The sequence below is a fragment of the Pseudomonas sp. FP1154 genome (assembly GCF_030687245.1).
Lineage (GTDB): Bacteria > Pseudomonadota > Gammaproteobacteria > Pseudomonadales > Pseudomonadaceae > Aquipseudomonas > Aquipseudomonas rhizophila.
The window spans coordinates 151832-167432 of sequence record NZ_CP117465.1; the positions used below are offsets into that span (position 1 = coordinate 151832).

The window sequence follows — 15601 nt, forward strand, 5'->3', positions numbered from 1 at the left end:
GCTCAAAGACGCTCGCGCAGAAAATCCACAAAGGCGCGAGTTCTTGCCGAGCGGCGCCGGTCTTGGCTGAACACGGCGCTGATGGGCAGCGCTACGGGTTGATAAGCCTCCAGCAGGCTGGACACGGTTCCCTGGCGAACATCCGCGGCGAATAACCACTGCGGTGAAAGCGAAATGCCCAGCCCGCTAAGAACCATCTCGCGAATTGCCTCGCTGCTGTTGCTGGTGACATTGCCCTTGATCGTCACTCGGTGCTGTTTGTCCTGCTGGTCGAAACGCCAAACGTCGTAATGCTCCAGCAGCGTGAAGCCCAAGCAATTGTGGCGGGCAAGATCCGCCGGCTCCAGCGGGGTGCCGTGTTGTTGCAGGTAGGCGGGAGCGGCATACACCCGGCGCGGACTATCGCCGAGGGAAACCGCGACCAGCCCTTCGTTTTTCACCACGCCGATACGAATGGCGACGTCGACGTTTTCTTTCAGCACATCTTCATTTTGGTCGTTCAGTTTCAGGTCGATTTGAACCTGTGGATGGCGCGCCAAAAACTCCCTCATCAAGGGCGCAATGCACAGCCGCCCGAAACTCACCGGGGCGGCCACACGCAAAGGGCCGGCGATCTGCTCCTGGCCACGGGTGAAACTGAGCCGGGCCGTGTCGAGGCTGGCGAGTATTTCCTTGCTGTGGATATAGAAACGCTGTCCTTGGTCGGTCAGCGCAAGATGGCGAGTGCTGCGGGCAAACAACGCACCGCCAAGGTGTTGTTCCAGCGCGCGGATCTGCTTGCTGACCGCTGGTTGACCCAGGTTCAGCTCCCGGGCGACCGCCGAGAACGAACCGCGCTCTACCACTCGCACGAACATCTGCATGGCGTCGAATAGATCCATCGGGATTTGGCCTCTGGTTGGAATAAATCCTATCCATAGTTGCTTACTTATCGGAATGCGTCGACGGCCGCAACATGTACTCACCCACTCATTGGAGGTTTACCGTCATGAACAACACCATGTTCGCCGTCAATGCCCAAACCGCTCAGGCTCCGCTGGTCGTTCGCCACATCCCCCGGCCTGTTCCCGGCAAAGGACAGGTATTGATCAGGGTTCACGCCGCAGGGATCAATCCTCTGGATACCAAGATCGCGGCAGGTGGCGGCGCTCATGCCCGCCAGCCGCTGCCCGCCGTACTGGGTATCGATCTGGCCGGAACAGTCGTTGAGCTGGGAGAGGGCGTGCACGATTTCGCCCCCGGCGATGACGTGTTCGGCATGGCCGGCGGCATCGGCGGCACCCAGGGTGCGCTGGCCGAATACATTGCCGTCGATGCTCACCTGATTGCGCTCAAGCCCGGTTCGTTGAGCATGCGCGAAGCGGCAGCCTTGCCATTGGTCTTCATCACCGCCTGGGAAGGGTTGGTAGACCGGGCCAATGTTCGGGCCGGCCAACAAGTGCTGATCCACGGCGGCGCGGGCGGCGTCGGTCAAATGGCCGTGCAAATTGCCAAGGCCCGCGGCGCCGAGGTCTATGCCACCGGCTCGGCCACCAGCCTGGATTTCATCCGTGAACTGGGCGCGACCCCTATCGACTACCGGGCGCAGGACACCGACAGTTACGTGCGCCAGCACACCGGCGGCGAAGGCTTCGACATCGTCTACGACACCGTCGGCGGCTCGACACTGGATGCGTCCTTCAACGCAGTGAAAACCTATACCGGCCACGTACTCAGTTGTCTCGGCTGGGGACAACACAGCCTGGCACCGTTGTCGTTCAAGGGGGCGAGTTATTCCGGGGTGTTTACCTTGATGCCGTTGCTGACCGGCAAGGGGCGCGAGCACCATGGTCGGATATTGCGCGAAGCGGCGGCTTTGGTTGAGGCCGGGGTACTGCGCATCAAGGTAGACCCACATCGGTTTGGCCTGGGAGACGTGAATGAGGCGTTTGCGCAAGTAGCGCAGGGACGTGGGCAAGGGAAGACGGTGGTAGAGATGGCGGGGGAGTGACGCGGTCTGCAACTGTTATCCGGAAGCCGCACCCATAAAATCGCCCCGGTCTGCAACTGCCGGGGTTTTGCCGCCATCCGCTGCCGCCAAAACTTGAGAACCCGTCCAAACTCCGTAGAATGAAGCTGTCACTATGCCACTACTTTTCAGGGACGAATTCAGACATGCGCGTTTTTGCCATATTCCTGGCCCTCTGCCTTATGGCGGGCTGTGCCTCCAAACCCGATTACTATGTCTCCGCCACTCCGGTAACGATTCCCAAAACCGCCACCTTCTGGATCGACACCTTCGACGTTGAAGTCGTAGGCAAGAACGATCGCTTTTTGTCTGACGAAAAGGTCCGTGAGCAATTGCACACCGACCTGATCGGCCGCCTGCTCGAGGACAATCGCTATGCCTCCAGCAAGGAAGCTGCCGACTATCTGCTGGACGTCAACAGCGTCTACGCGCGACGTATTCAAGACACCCAAGGCGGCTTCATGAGCAAAATCGTTGCCGATGGCACGTTCCTCGCCAGTGTCGATTTCAGCTATCAGGTCAAGGTGAAGAAGGCCGGCGCCGAGGTCTTGCACTTTGCCCAGGCCCGTCAGGGGCTGATGCCGGGCGGCGCGATCGGGCAATTTCAGAACATGAGAAGCATGGTGGGCGCTCTGACCAACAGAGGTAACTCGGATGTCGAAGGCTTCTACACCGGCCACTTGAGCGGCTTTATCGCCGACGACCTTCGGGCCATTCCGTCCCGTTAGGCATGCTCGCATATTAAAAATCTCGTGGTCGTTAACCCGAACCACAAGTGCCTCGCGTCTGACCCTGTGAACGGATCATTCATTTATGGCTGTCCCGGCAGCTATGCCAATGTGCGACGTCTGCTCAATCACAAGGCCCCCAAAAAAAGGCGCTTCCCCACTCAAGGAGAAGCGCCATCTTTTTAAGTGAACAGCATTCCGCCGGCTGGCGGGGTTGCTTATCAGGCCGTTGCAGGCCGTAGCGAGTAGGTCTTGAGCTGGTCAGCGAAGTCGCGCAGGGACTGGATACCGCTGGCCTCGGCTTCGTGGATCCATTCCTTGATGGCCGCGAGCATGTCGTGGCCGTTGCTGCTGGTCTTGGCCCAAATCTGCTGCAAGGCCAGGCGTTTTTCGTAGATCACCTTCAACGCCTGACTGTGTTCCAACATGCTCTGGATGCGCGCGTGGTGACGCTCATCCAGCAGGCTGGTTTCCCGCGATAACAGGCGTTTGGCCCGGTGGAATTGGTGGCGGACCGAGTGATCGACCTTTTCCAGTTCCTGCTTGACCAGCGGCGCGATGACCAGCCTGCGGTACTGGGCCATGATCTGGAAACGGTTGTTGAGGATCGCCATGGCGGTGTCCATGTCCAGATGCCCCTTGCCCTCGACACGGTGGGCGATCGGCGCGACGCGCTGGACCTTGGCCAGGCGCAGGAAACTGAATACCTGGATCCAGGCCCAGCCCAGGTCGAACTCCCATTTGCGTACCGACAGCTTGGCCGAATTGGGGTAGGTATGGTGATTGTTGTGCAGTTCTTCGCCACCGATCAGGATGCCCCAGGGCACCAGGTTGGTCGCCGCGTCGCGGCATTCGAAGTTGCGGTAGCCCACGGCATGACCCAGGCCATTGACCACGCCCGCGGCCCAGACCGGAATCCACATCATCTGGATGGCCCAGATGGTGATGCCGATGGTGCCGAACAGCAGCAGGTCGATGACGCCCATGATCGCCACGCCCATGAGTGGGAAGCGGCTGTAGAGATTACGCTCGATCCAGTCATCAGGGCAGTTCTTGCCGTAGATGCGCAGGGTTTCGGGGTTTTCCGCTTCGGCGCGATAGAGTTCGGCGCCTTTGCGCAGCACGGTGGACAGGCCTTTGATCACCGGGCTGTGGGGATCATCGACGGTTTCGCATTTGGCGTGGTGCTTGCGGTGGATAGCGGTCCACTCGCGGGTGTTCTGCGCCGTGGTCAACCACAGCCAGAAGCGGAAGAAATGTTTGAGGCCGGCGTTGAGCTCCAGGGAGCGATGAGCCGAATAACGGTGCAGGTAGACCGTGACGCCAATGATCGTGACATGGGTCATCAGCAGGGTGACTGCCACCAGTGACCAGGGCGACAAGCCAAGAAAACCTTCGTACCACATAGGCTATAGGGCCCTCGATAAAGATAGAAACAGCCGTTGCATTATCACCTGCCGCACAGATAAAACCAGTCGGCCTTTCAGATAACAGTGGCAGGATGTTTCTTACTCTATAATTCCCACCTCTTTGTGGGGACATGGATCGCCGAATGACCGTCTATCACCGCAGCGCCATGCGTGGAGCGCTGCTTTATCTCGTGCTGTCGGTCGTCTGGCTGCAGCTGGTTGGTTATTTATTGAGCAGCTTTTTCGATCAATCTGCCGATCAGCTTCGCTGGCAGTTGATCAACGGATATGCCTGGGTCCTGGTCAGCGCCGGATTGGTTTTCCTGGCGGGTGTGCGGATATCCCGGCTTTTCGGAAAAGGTGAACACCGTGCCGACGGCGAACGTTTGCGCCAGGCCGCCGCCGTCTTCGATTGCACGCGCGAAGGGGTGTTGGTGACGGACCCGAACGGCCTGATCGTGCACGTCAATCGCGCCTTCATGACGATTACAGGGTATGCCCGGGATGAGGTGTTGGGCCGGCGGCCCAACCTGTTCAAGTCTGGCCGTCATGGGGCGGATTTCTACCAGGAGATGTTTGCGTCCCTGGGCAGCCGTGGCGAGTGGAGCGGCGAGATCTGGAACCGACGTAAAAGCGGTGAGATCTACCCGCAATGGCAAACGATCCGCGTCGTTCGCGACGATAACGGTCAGGTCAGCCATTACGTCGCGGTGTTTTCGGACATCAGCGCGATCAAGGATTCGGAGCACGAACTGGCGTACCTGGCCCACCACGATCCGCTGACCGGTCTGCCCAATCGCCTGCTGTTTTCCGATCGCGCCGAGCAGGCGCTGGCGTCGTCGCAGTTGCACAAACGCGGCTGCGCCTTGTTGCTGGTGGACCTGGACCATTTCAAGAACATCAACGACAGCCTGGGGCATCACGTTGGCGATCAATTGCTCAAGAGCGTGGCGGAGCGATTCCGGGGGTTGTTTGCGCCAGGCGTGACCTTGGCCCGGCTGGGGGGCGACGAGTTTGCGGTGCTGGTGGAAAATTGCTCGCAGCCGGCGCAGGCGGCGGTGCTGGCCCAGCGCATTATCGATGCCCTGAAAGAACCGTTGCGCCTCGAAAACCAGCTCTTGTTCATCAATGCCAGCGTGGGCATCAGCCTGTTTCCCGGGGATGCCCTCAGCGCGGGGCAACTGCTGCGCAATGCCGACTCCGCGTTGTTCAAGGCTAAGAGTGCCGGGCGCGATGGCTACGCCCTGTATACCGAAGAACTCACCGCTCATGCCCAACAACGGGTCGAGATCGCCTTCGAACTGCGACGCGCGCTCCAGCAGCAGGAGCTGCGGGTTCATTACCAACCGGTACACGATCTGGCGACCAGCCGCCTGATCGGTGTCGAGGCTTTGGTACGCTGGGAACATCCCGAGCGCGGGCTGGTTTCGCCGGCCGAGTTCATTCCCATCGCCGAGCGCACCGGGCTGATCGCCCAAATCGATGCCTGGGTCATGGAGCAGGCCTGTCGACAAATGCGTCAATGGCAGGAGGCCGGGGTGGCGTTATCGTTTGTCGCGGTCAACGTTTCCAGTCGGCTGTTCGCCCGTCGCGAGTTGTACGAACAGGTCGCGCGGGTGCTGCACGTTTCAGGCCTGGACCCGGCCTGTCTGGAGTTGGAAGTGACCGAAAGCGCGGTGATGGACGATCCGGAAGTGGCCCTGGAGCAAATGCACCGTCTGCGGGAATTGGGGGTGCGACTGGCTATCGATGATTTTGGTACCGGTTATTCGTCGTTGCTGCGACTCAAACGCCTGCCTGTCCAGAAGCTCAAGATTGATCAGGGCTTTGTTGCCGGGTTGCCGTGGGATGAGGACGACGCAGCGATTGTCCAGGTAATCATCGCCCTGGCCCGCAGCATGGGTATGCAAGTGCAAGCCGAAGGCATCGAGCAGCGCGAGCAGGCAGCGTTTCTGCTGGAACATGCCTGTGGGATGGGGCAGGGCTACTGGTTCGGGCGAGCCGTTGCCGCGCACCAGCTGGATTGGGCTCGCGCGCCCGCAATCAATTAATTGCCTTTGCACATCGGCTGCTTGTGTTTTTGGTTATATAAAAATTCTTAAATAGTCTTTTTAAGAATATCTAAGCCTATCTAATATTGCTCCTACGCCACAAACGGTGCCGCCCACTTCCAGGCATTCAAGGAGCAATAGCATGAGCGCATCTCTACGCAGCGTTGACGGTCAGGACGAAGCAACTCTGTTGCGCGAGATCCTCAATGCCTTACGGGACCTTCGTTTTGGCGCGGTGGAAATCACCGTGCACAACGCGCAAGTCGTCCAGATCGAGCGCAAGGAAAAATTCCGGTTGCAGCAGCCGAGCCACAAACCGGGTTGAAGACCAACACCTCACAAACATAAAAAACCGGAATTCCAGGAGTTTTCACCATGCCGTCAATTCGCCTTTATGCCTTGGCCGTCTTGGCCAGCGCTGTTTTTGCAGGTTCCGCTTTTGCCAAGGATTACGAGTTGCTTAACGTGTCCTACGACCCGACTCGCGAGCTGTACCAGGATTACAACGCCGAGTTCGCCAGTTTCTGGAAGAAAGCGCACCCGGACGATAGCGTGAAGATCCAGCAATCTCACGGTGGCTCGGGCAAGCAGGGTCGGGCGGTGATCGATGGCCTGCGGGCTGACGTGGTGACCCTGGCTCTGGCTGGCGACATCGACGAAATCGCCAAGCTGGGCAAGTCCCTGCCGGCGGATTGGCAAACACGTCTGCCGGAAGCCAGCACACCGTACACCTCGACCATCGTTTTCCTGGTGCGTAAAGGCAATCCCAAAGGCATCAAGGACTGGGACGATCTGATCAAGGATGACGTGTCGGTCATCACCCCGAACCCGAAGACCTCCGGCGGTGCTCGCTGGAACTTCCTCGCCGCCTGGGCCTATGGCCTCAAGGCCAACGGTGGTGACGAAGCCAAGGCCAAGCAATACGTACAAGCACTGTTCAAGCATGTGCCGATCCTCGATACCGGCGCCCGTGGCTCGACCATTACCTTCGTCAACAACGGTCAGGGCGACGTGTTGCTGGCCTGGGAAAACGAAGCTTTCCTGGCGCTGAAAGAAGACGGCGGCGCGGACAAGTTCGACATCGTCGTGCCGTCGTTGTCGATCCTCGCCGAGCCGCCGGTGGCGGTAGTGGACAAGAATGCCGAGAAAAAGGGCAACCTGGAGATCGCCGAAGCCTACCTCAAGCACCTGTACAGCCCGGCCGGCCAGGAAATCGCCGCGAAAAACTTCTATCGTCCACGTGACAAGGACGTGGCCGCCAAGTACTCCCGGCAGTTCCCGAAATTGGACCTGGTGACCATCGACAAGGACTTCGGTGGCTGGAAAACCGCCCAGCCGAAATTCTTCAACGATGGCGGCATTTTCGACCAGATCTATCAGGCGCAGTAAGCTGGGCAGGCCTGAATGAGCTGATTACAAGCTAAGGCCGGACACTGAATCTGTGGCGAGGGGAGTTATCCCCGTTGGGGCGCGAAGCGGCCCTGAATCTGGCATGTCTTTATGCTCAGGTGAATTGAGTCGGCTGCTTTGGGGCTGCTTCGCAGCCCAACGGGGATAAATCCCCTCGCCACAGTTTTTGCGCGTTCTCAACCAAGGACCTTTATGTCGCGTCGCATATCCCCCGTCATACCCGGCTTCGGGCTGACGCTGGGCTACACCCTGGTGTACCTCAGTCTGATTGTGCTCATACCACTGGCGGCAATGTTCGTACATGCCGCCCAACTTACCTGGGAACAGTTCTGGGCGATCATCTCGGCGCCACGGGTGCTGGCGGCCTTGAAGCTCAGCTTCGGCACTGCTCTGTGCGCGGCGATCATCAACGGTGTGATCGGTACGCTGTTGGCCTGGGTGCTGGTGCGCTACACCTTCCCCGGTCGCAAGATCATCGACGCGATGATCGACCTGCCGTTCGCCTTGCCCACCGCCGTGGCCGGTATTGCACTGACGGCGTTGTATGCGCCGACCGGCCTGGTCGGCCAGTTCGCCACCGACCTGGGTTTCAAAATCGCCTACACCCCGCTGGGCATCACCCTGGCGCTGACCTTCGTGACGCTGCCGTTCGTGGTGCGCACGGTGCAGCCGGTGCTGGCCGATATCCCCCGTGAAGTCGAAGAGGCCGCCGCCTGTCTCGGTGCCAAGCCGTGGCAGGTGTTCCGCCACGTCCTTGTGCCGGCGTTGTTGCCGGCCTGGTTGACCGGCTTCGCCCTGGCTTTTGCCCGTGGCGTGGGTGAGTACGGGTCAGTGATTTTCATCGCCGGCAACATGCCGATGAAAACCGAGATCCTGCCGCTGCTGATCATGGTCAAGCTCGACCAATACGACTACACCGGCGCCACCTCCATCGGCGTGCTGATGCTGGTGGTTTCCTTCGTCCTGTTGCTGCTGATCAACCTGCTGCAGCGGCGCATCGAAACCCCATAAGGAGGCGCGAACATGTCCCAATCGTCTATTTACGCGGCCTCCACCAACGCCGCCCGCCGCGGCAGTGCAACATCGCGGCGAGTCCTGATCGGTCTTGGCTGGTTGATCTTTGCGCTGTTCCTGCTGCTGCCGCTGTTCATCGTAGTCTCCCAGGGGCTGAAGCTGGGCCTGGGGGCGTTCTTTGCCGCAATCTTCGAACCCGATGCCCTGTCGGCGCTCAAGCTCACGGTGATCGCGGTGCTGATCTCGGTGCCGCTGAACCTGGTGTTCGGGGTCAGCGCCGCGTGGTGCGTGAGCAAATATTCATTCCGTGGCAAGAGCATGCTGGTGACCCTGATCGACCTGCCGTTCTCGGTGTCGCCGGTGATCGCCGGCCTGGTCTATGTGCTGATGTTCGGTGCCCAGGGCCTGTTCGGGCCGTGGCTGTCGGATCACGACATCCAGATTGTGTTTGCGCTGCCGGGCATCGTGCTGGCGACGATCTTCGTCACCGTGCCGTTCGTGGCCCGTGAGCTGATCCCGCTGATGCAGGAGCAGGGCACCCAGGAAGAAGAAGCCGCGCGGCTGTTGGGTGCCAATGGCTGGCAGATGTTCTGGCATGTCACCGTGCCGAACATCAAGTGGGGGCTGATCTATGGCGTGGTGCTGTGTACCGCCCGGGCCATGGGCGAATTCGGCGCGGTATCGGTGGTGTCCGGGCACATTCGCGGGGTCACCAACACCCTGCCTTTGCACGTCGAGATCCTCTACAACGAATACAACCACGTGGCCGCGTTCGCTGTGGCGAGCCTGTTGCTGATCCTGGCGCTCTTCATCCTGCTGCTCAAGCAGTGGAGCGAAAACCGAATCAACCGCCTGCGCGCCAGCGCCGCGGAGGAATAAGTCATGTCGATCGAAGTTCGTAACGTCAGCAAGAATTTCCACGCCTTCAAGGCCCTGGACGATATCAGCCTGGACATCCAGAGCGGCGAGTTGGTGGCCCTGCTGGGGCCGTCGGGTTGCGGCAAGACCACTTTGCTGCGGATCATCGCCGGCCTCGAAACCCCGGACCAGGGCAACATCGTGTTCCACGGCGAGGATGTTTCCGGCCACGACGTGCGTGATCGCAACGTCGGTTTCGTATTCCAGCACTATGCCCTGTTCCGCCACATGACGGTGTTCGACAACGTTGCCTTCGGCTTGCGCATGAAGCCCAAAAACCAACGCCCGAACGAAAGCCAGATCGCGACCAAGGTCCACGAGTTGTTGAACATGGTGCAACTGGACTGGCTCGCCGACCGTTACCCCGAACAGCTTTCCGGCGGCCAGCGCCAGCGTATCGCCCTGGCCCGCGCCCTGGCGGTGGAGCCCAAGGTGTTGCTGCTGGACGAACCCTTCGGCGCCCTCGACGCCAAGGTTCGCAAGGAACTGCGGCGCTGGCTGGCACGGTTGCACGAGGACATCAACTTGACTTCGGTGTTCGTGACTCACGATCAGGAAGAGGCCATGGAAGTCGCGGATCGGATCGTGGTGATGAACAAGGGTGTGATCGAGCAGATTGGCTCACCGGGCGATGTCTACGAAAACCCGGCCAGCGACTTTGTGTATCACTTCCTCGGCGACTCGAACCGCCTGCACTTGGGTGAGGATAGGCATGTGCTGTTCCGCCCCCATGAAGTCTCGCTGTCGCGTTCGGAGCTGGAGGATCACCACGCCGCCGAAGTGCGCGACATTCGCCCGCTGGGCGCCACCACCCGGGTGACCCTGAAGGTGGAAGGCCAGAGCGAGCTGATCGAAGCTGAAGTGGTGAAGGACCACGACAGTCTGGTGGGCCTGGCGAAGGGCGAGACGCTGTTCTTCAAGCCGAAGGTCTGGCAGAAAGTCGCTAACCTCTAGGATCAAAAGCATCGCGAGCAAGCTCGCTCCCACAGTAGAACTTCAGTGAACACAATATTTGTGTACCTATGAAAATCCACTGTGGGAGCGAGCTTGCTCGCGATGGCGCCCTCACTGACACCCCGAGCCGAATCCGAATAACCCCGCTTGGCCTTGCTTCGATCGGTTCTACTTCTGCACCTGGCCTTGAACCAAACCCTACCTAGACTCTGACTTGCCAGGAGGCAGTAAGAGTCCAATGACGGACCGGTGTTATCTCCTGGCGCCCTGATGCCAAGGAGATAAAGCATGAGAATGGAAGTCAGTCGGCATGGCCCGTTTGGCTGTGCCTTGCTAAGCGTTTTATTGAGCCCATCCGTCAGCGCCACCCCCTCGTTGTCACCGCAGATACCCTTCGATGTCACGGTTGTCGAGGAACATCCCACGCTGGCCAGCCTTCAGCGCGATTTCGATGACCTGTCATGGCAGACCTTCATTGCCCTGAACTGGCCGGCGCTGGACAACGGCAATCCCAATACCGGTACCCCCATCGGCAAACAGGATGGGGCAACGGTGTGGGAAAGCTGGAAAGAGAGCTACCAGATCTTCCGGGCCAAGGGTCAGGCGCCGTTGGCCTGGGACGCGCCGGCGACGCTTCCCGAAGCGTGCAAGTCGCTCAACCCCGGGCGCCTGTTGCAGCAGATGGGCAAGGTGCCCGATGTACTGGATGAGTTTATCCAGCCTTTCGAGAGCGGTCCGCTGGTGGATCAGAACGGGGCCTATACGCGCAACGAAATCGTGGTCAACCAATCGATGTTCAATTCCATTGTCGACAATGGTCTGTACAGCATCGAAGGCCAGCAGAAGTTTTTTGCCGCAAACCCGACCAACGCCGTGGCTTTCAGTTGCGGCTCGGCCAAGACACAGGACGTCGGCGCGCTGATGGTGAAAGCATCGTGGAAAGTGCTGGGCGCCAATGATCGTCCGCAGGATTTTCACACCGTCGATGCGCTGGTCTATACACCGGGAAACAGCGACCCGAGCAAAGGACCCATTGTCGGGGAGTCGTGCAAGTCCGAACCGGTGGGGTTGGTGGGACTGCACATCGTTCACAAGACCGACAGCGCCGCGCAGTGGGTCTGGTCGACCTTTGAACATGTAAAAAACGTACCCGAACAGACCACCCCCCCGGCCCAACGGGTGGGACCTTATCTGTTCTACAACGCTGCCAGCCAAAGCGATATCAACCAGCCGCCGCCCCGGCCATGGAACCCGGCGGTCAAGGCAACACCCTCGCAGATCGTGCGTGAGATACCGCTGACCGAAGCCACCAAAACCCTGAACGCCACCTATCAAGCCCTGTTGCGTACAGTCAACCCACAGAGCGTCTGGGCGAACTATCAATTGATCAGTACCCAGTGGCCGTCGGCACCACAGCCCAACTGTCAGATATCAGCCGCCAACCCGCTGGGCAATCCTGCCCCGTTGTTCCTGGCCAACGCCACGCTGGAAACCTACATCCAGGGCACCGTGCCCCAAGCGTCTTCCAGTTGCATGGCGTGTCATGGCAATGCGGCTACCCATGTCACCGAATCGCCGCGCACCAGCTTCGCGGATTTCACCTATTTGCTCGAACGCGCGCAGTCCACGACTGGACAAGGAGTCAAGCATGAGCAGTGAACTGGAAAATTTCGTAGGCCTTTCATCGGTCCTGACTGGCATTTCCACTGAGCGATTGGCACCGGCGATCGACCAGGTGGGTTTGCCTCCGCTGTTTCTTGAATTCATCACGCCAAGAATCACGCCTGATGTGCTCAGTACATTGCTGACTCAATACGCCAACCTGGCGGGGGACAATCAATCCCCGGATCAGATCGCCCAAGCGGTATTGATGGACGGAGCGCTACCGGCCGACACGCAGACCGCCAAAGCCGCGCGTTCGATCATGAAGCTGTGGTTGCTGGGCGTCTGGTACCAACCCTATGACGCGGCGAGTTTCAAAAAGGATGAGCAGACGGTGGTGTCCGACCAGGCTTATATCAATGGATGGGCCTGGAAAGCCGCCCAGGCTCATCCCATGGGCTACAGCGAGATGTTCTTCGGCTACTGGAACACGACGCCGCCCAGCCTTGAGGATTACACCGGGGTAGTCGCCAACGCGCAGCAAGGAGCTTCGTCATGAGTACCGAACAAGCAGAGGTGGTCATCGTTGGTGCGGGCCTGGCCGGTAGCATCATTGCCTATCAGTTGGGCATGGCTGGCGTGGATGTGCTGGTGCTCGAATCGGGCCCGGAGATCCCTGCCAATCGTACGCAGTATCTGGAGCGCTTCTACACGGCGACCCTGAAAACCCCGGAGTCGCCCTATCCTCCGGTATCGACCCTGGACACACCGCGGGATCCGACCAAGGAAAATGCCCCGCGGGCAACCATCGCCGATCTGATCCTGGGTTGGGACAAACCGGAAATCAGTTACCTGGTGCAGAAAGGCCCGTTGCCCTTCAACAGCACCTATGAACGGGTGGGCGGCGGGACGACCTGGCATTGGGTCGGGACGTGCCTGCGCATGGTGCCGAATGATTTTCGCCTGAAGAGCAAATACGGCGTCGGGGTGGACTGGCCGATCGGCTACGACGATTTGCAAAGTGCCTATTGCCGGGCCGAGGCGGAAATCGGTGTGTCGGCCAATGTCGCCGACCAGGCTTATCTGGGCATGACCTTTCCCGAGGGCTATTCATTCCCGATGCACAGCATTCCGCTGTCACTGGTTGACGGCAGTTTTGTCAGCGCCGTGACCGGGCAGACGTTCGACGGCTTGCCGCTGGTGGTCAGTCCGACCCCGGCGGGGCGCAATTCCCAGCCCTACGCCGGGCGCCGGGTGTGTGCCGGCAATACCAACTGCACGCCGATCTGCCCGATCCAGGCCAAGTACGACGCCACGGTGACCATGAACAAGGCCCGGGCCACCGGCAACGTCCGGGTCATGTACCGGACCGTGGCCAGCAAAGTGACCGTGGGCCCGGACAAGAACATCAATGGCATCGAATTCATTCAATATCAGCTTGGCGAGGGACCGAAGACGGGAAACGGTGTGGCCATCGGGCAGCGTTACGTGATCGCGGCCCATGCCATCGAAACCCCTAAATTGTTGCTCAACTCCAAGACCCCGGACTGGCCCAAAGGTGTGGCCAACAGCAGCGGGCAGGTGGGACGCAGCCTGTCCGACCATCCGATTTACCTGGCGTGGGGGCTGATGCCGGAAGGCAAGACGGTTTTCCCATATCGTGGCCCGGTGTCCACGGCGGGCATCGAGAGCCTGCGTGACGGCGAGTTTCGCAGCCAGCGGGCGGCGTGGCGTATCGAAATCGGTAACGAGGGCTGGAACTGGCCGGTGGGCGACCCTTACGTCACCGTGGCCGATTTTATCGACGGGGCGAACAATAGCCACACCAACCCGTTGCCATCGAAAGAGAACCCGCCGCCGCCCACTGAAGCGCTTTATGGCACGGCGCTGATTCAACGGCTCAACGGCCTGTTCATTCGCCAGTTTCGGATCGGCTTTTTGGTGGAGCAGGTGGAGGCGCATCCCGACCAGTCCGATAGCTACATCGTGCCCTCGACGGACAAGCTCACGGACGGGCTCGGCATTCTTCGACCGGAAATCCACTACGACCTGTCCGATTACACCAAGGAAGGTTTCAGGCAGGCGAAGATACTGGCGAGCCACATCATCAAGGACCTGCTCGGCGCCGTGGAACTGACAGCACCCATTGGCAAAGGAACCTTCAACTACAAAGGCGAAGATTACAGCTTCCAGGGCGCCGGACACCTGATGGGGACCTATCGCATGGGCGATGATCCAGCCAAGTCGGTGGTGGACAAATACCAGCGCAGTTGGGACCACAAGAACCTGTTTCTGGTGGGCGATGGCGTGTTCCCCAGCACGGGCACCTCGAACCCGAGCCTGACGATTGCGGCGCTGTCGTTCCAGGCCGGGGACACCGTGGCCAACGACCTGAAGGCGGTGACCATGCAGGTCCAATCCAACATCGCCTGGCAGGGCACTGGAGTACAGATCAACGGGTTGATACCGCGCGTGGTTCGCTACGTCAGTGGGTTATGGTGCGCGAGTCCGCAGGGCGGCAATGTCGATGGAAACGGTGGTTCGCGGCATATCGACTACAGCAGCTATGCCTTGCCCGGTGCGGCCGAAGGCGCCTTGATCGGTCGTGTGGGCAATGGTGGCAAGCCGTTCCTGGTGGGTGATCTGGCGCAGGTTCCCAGCGACCAGCAAGGGGAACTGCAACTGTGCATCAACGATGACCTGACCGGGCAACATGGGTCTGGCTTGAAAGATAACACCGGCGCGCTGACGATACGGGTCGAGTTTGGTGCGCTGTAACTTGAGCGGTAAGGCCTGACTCTTGTGGGAGCGAGCTTGTGGGAGTAAGGCTTGCCCGCGATGCAAACACCTCGGTGTAGCTTGATAGACCGAGGCGATGCCTTCGCGGGCAAGCCTTGCTCCCACAGATTCAGACGGCCGAGCGTTGGTGACGCAAGGCCACGGGCCCGGCGCGTTCTTCAATGGCCCGCTTCAGTTCGCTACGAAGCCCCAGCAGGAAACCCGCCTCCACCACCACGAACAGAGGCCCGACAATCAACCCGGTGAGGTCATCGACGAACGCCGGTTTACGGCCTTCGTAATAGTGACCGACGAACTGGATCACCCAGCCCACCACGAACATCCCCAGGCCACTGCCCAGCCACACCAAGGTGCTTTGCGCGGCGAGCACCTGGCCCAGCCATAGCGCCAGGGCCAGCAGTACCGTCATCAGCACCCCCAGGCGCAACTCAAGGCGTAGATAGAACCAGGCACTGGCTACCGCTATCAGCAGCGCCGGCGACACCAGGACCGCGCCCACCGGCCAACCCGGCCGTGACAGCAGTACGGCGACGGCGACGAAAATCAGCGGAATACCGATGAAGTGCGTGGCGATGTTGCGTGGGTCGCGGTGGTAGGCAGCGTATTGACTGAGATGATCAACGAGGCTTTTCATTGTTGTTCCTCCTGAGGTGATGCCTGCATGATGCCCGGGTTCCACGAGGCGTTCTGTCAGTTAGCCGACACTTG

The 15601-nt window shown here is 60.0% G+C and carries 14 protein-coding genes; 11 read left to right on the plus strand and 3 right to left on the minus strand.

Annotated features, from left to right (window positions below):
- Window positions 1-2: 2 nt before the first annotated feature.
- The gene (locus PSH91_RS00725; protein ID WP_305467011.1) at window positions 3-881 is read right to left on the minus strand and encodes a LysR family transcriptional regulator; all 879 of its coding nucleotides are present in this window, start codon (window positions 879-881) and stop codon (window positions 3-5) included.
- Between the two features lie 107 nt (window positions 882-988).
- Between PSH91_RS00725 and PSH91_RS00730 the strand changes: the two genes are divergently transcribed.
- Together PSH91_RS00730 and PSH91_RS00735 are read left to right on the plus strand one after the other, a co-directional pair.
- A complete protein-coding gene (locus tag PSH91_RS00730) occupies window positions 989-1990 on the plus strand; it encodes a zinc-dependent alcohol dehydrogenase family protein (protein WP_305467013.1) in 1002 nt (333 codons plus the stop codon).
- Window positions 1991-2154: 164 nt separating this feature from the next.
- Window positions 2155-2736, plus strand: coding sequence for a hypothetical protein (locus tag PSH91_RS00735; RefSeq protein WP_305467015.1), 582 nt, complete (start codon window positions 2155-2157; stop codon window positions 2734-2736).
- Window positions 2737-2957: 221 nt separating this feature from the next.
- Here PSH91_RS00735 and desA read toward each other — a convergent pair whose 3' ends face one another.
- Window positions 2958-4142 carry a delta-9 fatty acid desaturase DesA gene (desA, locus tag PSH91_RS00740; protein ID WP_076383221.1) on the minus strand — a complete coding sequence of 395 codons (1185 nt, stop codon included), beginning with the start codon at window positions 4140-4142 and terminating at the stop codon, window positions 2958-2960.
- A 146-nt stretch (window positions 4143-4288) separates the two neighbouring features.
- Between desA and dibA the strand changes: the two genes are divergently transcribed.
- The 9 genes from dibA to PSH91_RS00785 all read left to right on the plus strand — a co-directional run bounded on the left by dibA (window position 4289) and on the right by PSH91_RS00785 (window position 14872).
- Window positions 4289-6196 (plus strand): phosphodiesterase DibA, encoded by a 1908-nt coding sequence (gene dibA, locus PSH91_RS00745; protein WP_305467017.1) that lies wholly within the window; start codon window positions 4289-4291, stop codon window positions 6194-6196.
- Between the two features lie 142 nt (window positions 6197-6338).
- Window positions 6339-6521, plus strand: coding sequence for a sulfur starvation response protein OscA (gene oscA, locus PSH91_RS00750; protein WP_047230313.1), 183 nt, complete (start codon window positions 6339-6341; stop codon window positions 6519-6521).
- Window positions 6522-6571: 50 nt separating this feature from the next.
- Entirely contained in the window at window positions 6572-7585 is a 1014-nt protein-coding gene (locus PSH91_RS00755) for a sulfate ABC transporter substrate-binding protein (protein ID WP_305467019.1), read from the plus strand.
- Window positions 7586-7798: 213 nt separating this feature from the next.
- Window positions 7799-8617 (plus strand): sulfate ABC transporter permease subunit CysT, encoded by an 819-nt coding sequence (gene cysT, locus PSH91_RS00760; protein ID WP_047230311.1) that lies wholly within the window; start codon window positions 7799-7801, stop codon window positions 8615-8617.
- Window positions 8618-8629: 12 nt separating this feature from the next.
- Entirely contained in the window at window positions 8630-9499 is an 870-nt protein-coding gene (gene cysW / locus PSH91_RS00765; protein ID WP_107321447.1) for a sulfate ABC transporter permease subunit CysW, read from the plus strand.
- A gap of 3 nt (window positions 9500-9502) precedes the next feature.
- Window positions 9503-10492 carry a sulfate/molybdate ABC transporter ATP-binding protein gene (locus PSH91_RS00770; RefSeq protein WP_047230309.1) on the plus strand — a complete coding sequence of 330 codons (990 nt, stop codon included), beginning with the start codon at window positions 9503-9505 and terminating at the stop codon, window positions 10490-10492.
- A 288-nt stretch (window positions 10493-10780) separates the two neighbouring features.
- The gene (locus PSH91_RS00775) at window positions 10781-12151 is read left to right on the plus strand and encodes a cytochrome C (protein WP_305467021.1); all 1371 of its coding nucleotides are present in this window, start codon (window positions 10781-10783) and stop codon (window positions 12149-12151) included.
- Window positions 12141-12653: a sorbitol dehydrogenase gene (locus PSH91_RS00780; protein WP_076383224.1), complete on the plus strand. Its 513-nt coding sequence runs from the start codon at window positions 12141-12143 to the stop codon at window positions 12651-12653. The genes PSH91_RS00775 and PSH91_RS00780 overlap by 11 nt, the downstream gene beginning before the upstream one ends.
- Entirely contained in the window at window positions 12650-14872 is a 2223-nt protein-coding gene (locus PSH91_RS00785) for a GMC oxidoreductase (RefSeq protein WP_305467022.1), read from the plus strand. The genes PSH91_RS00780 and PSH91_RS00785 overlap by 4 nt, the downstream gene beginning before the upstream one ends.
- Window positions 14873-15002: 130 nt before the next feature.
- Here the strand turns inward: PSH91_RS00785 and PSH91_RS00790 are convergent, their stop codons facing one another.
- The gene (locus tag PSH91_RS00790) at window positions 15003-15527 is read right to left on the minus strand and encodes a DUF962 domain-containing protein (protein ID WP_076383226.1); all 525 of its coding nucleotides are present in this window, start codon (window positions 15525-15527) and stop codon (window positions 15003-15005) included.
- Window positions 15528-15601 lie beyond the last annotated feature (74 nt).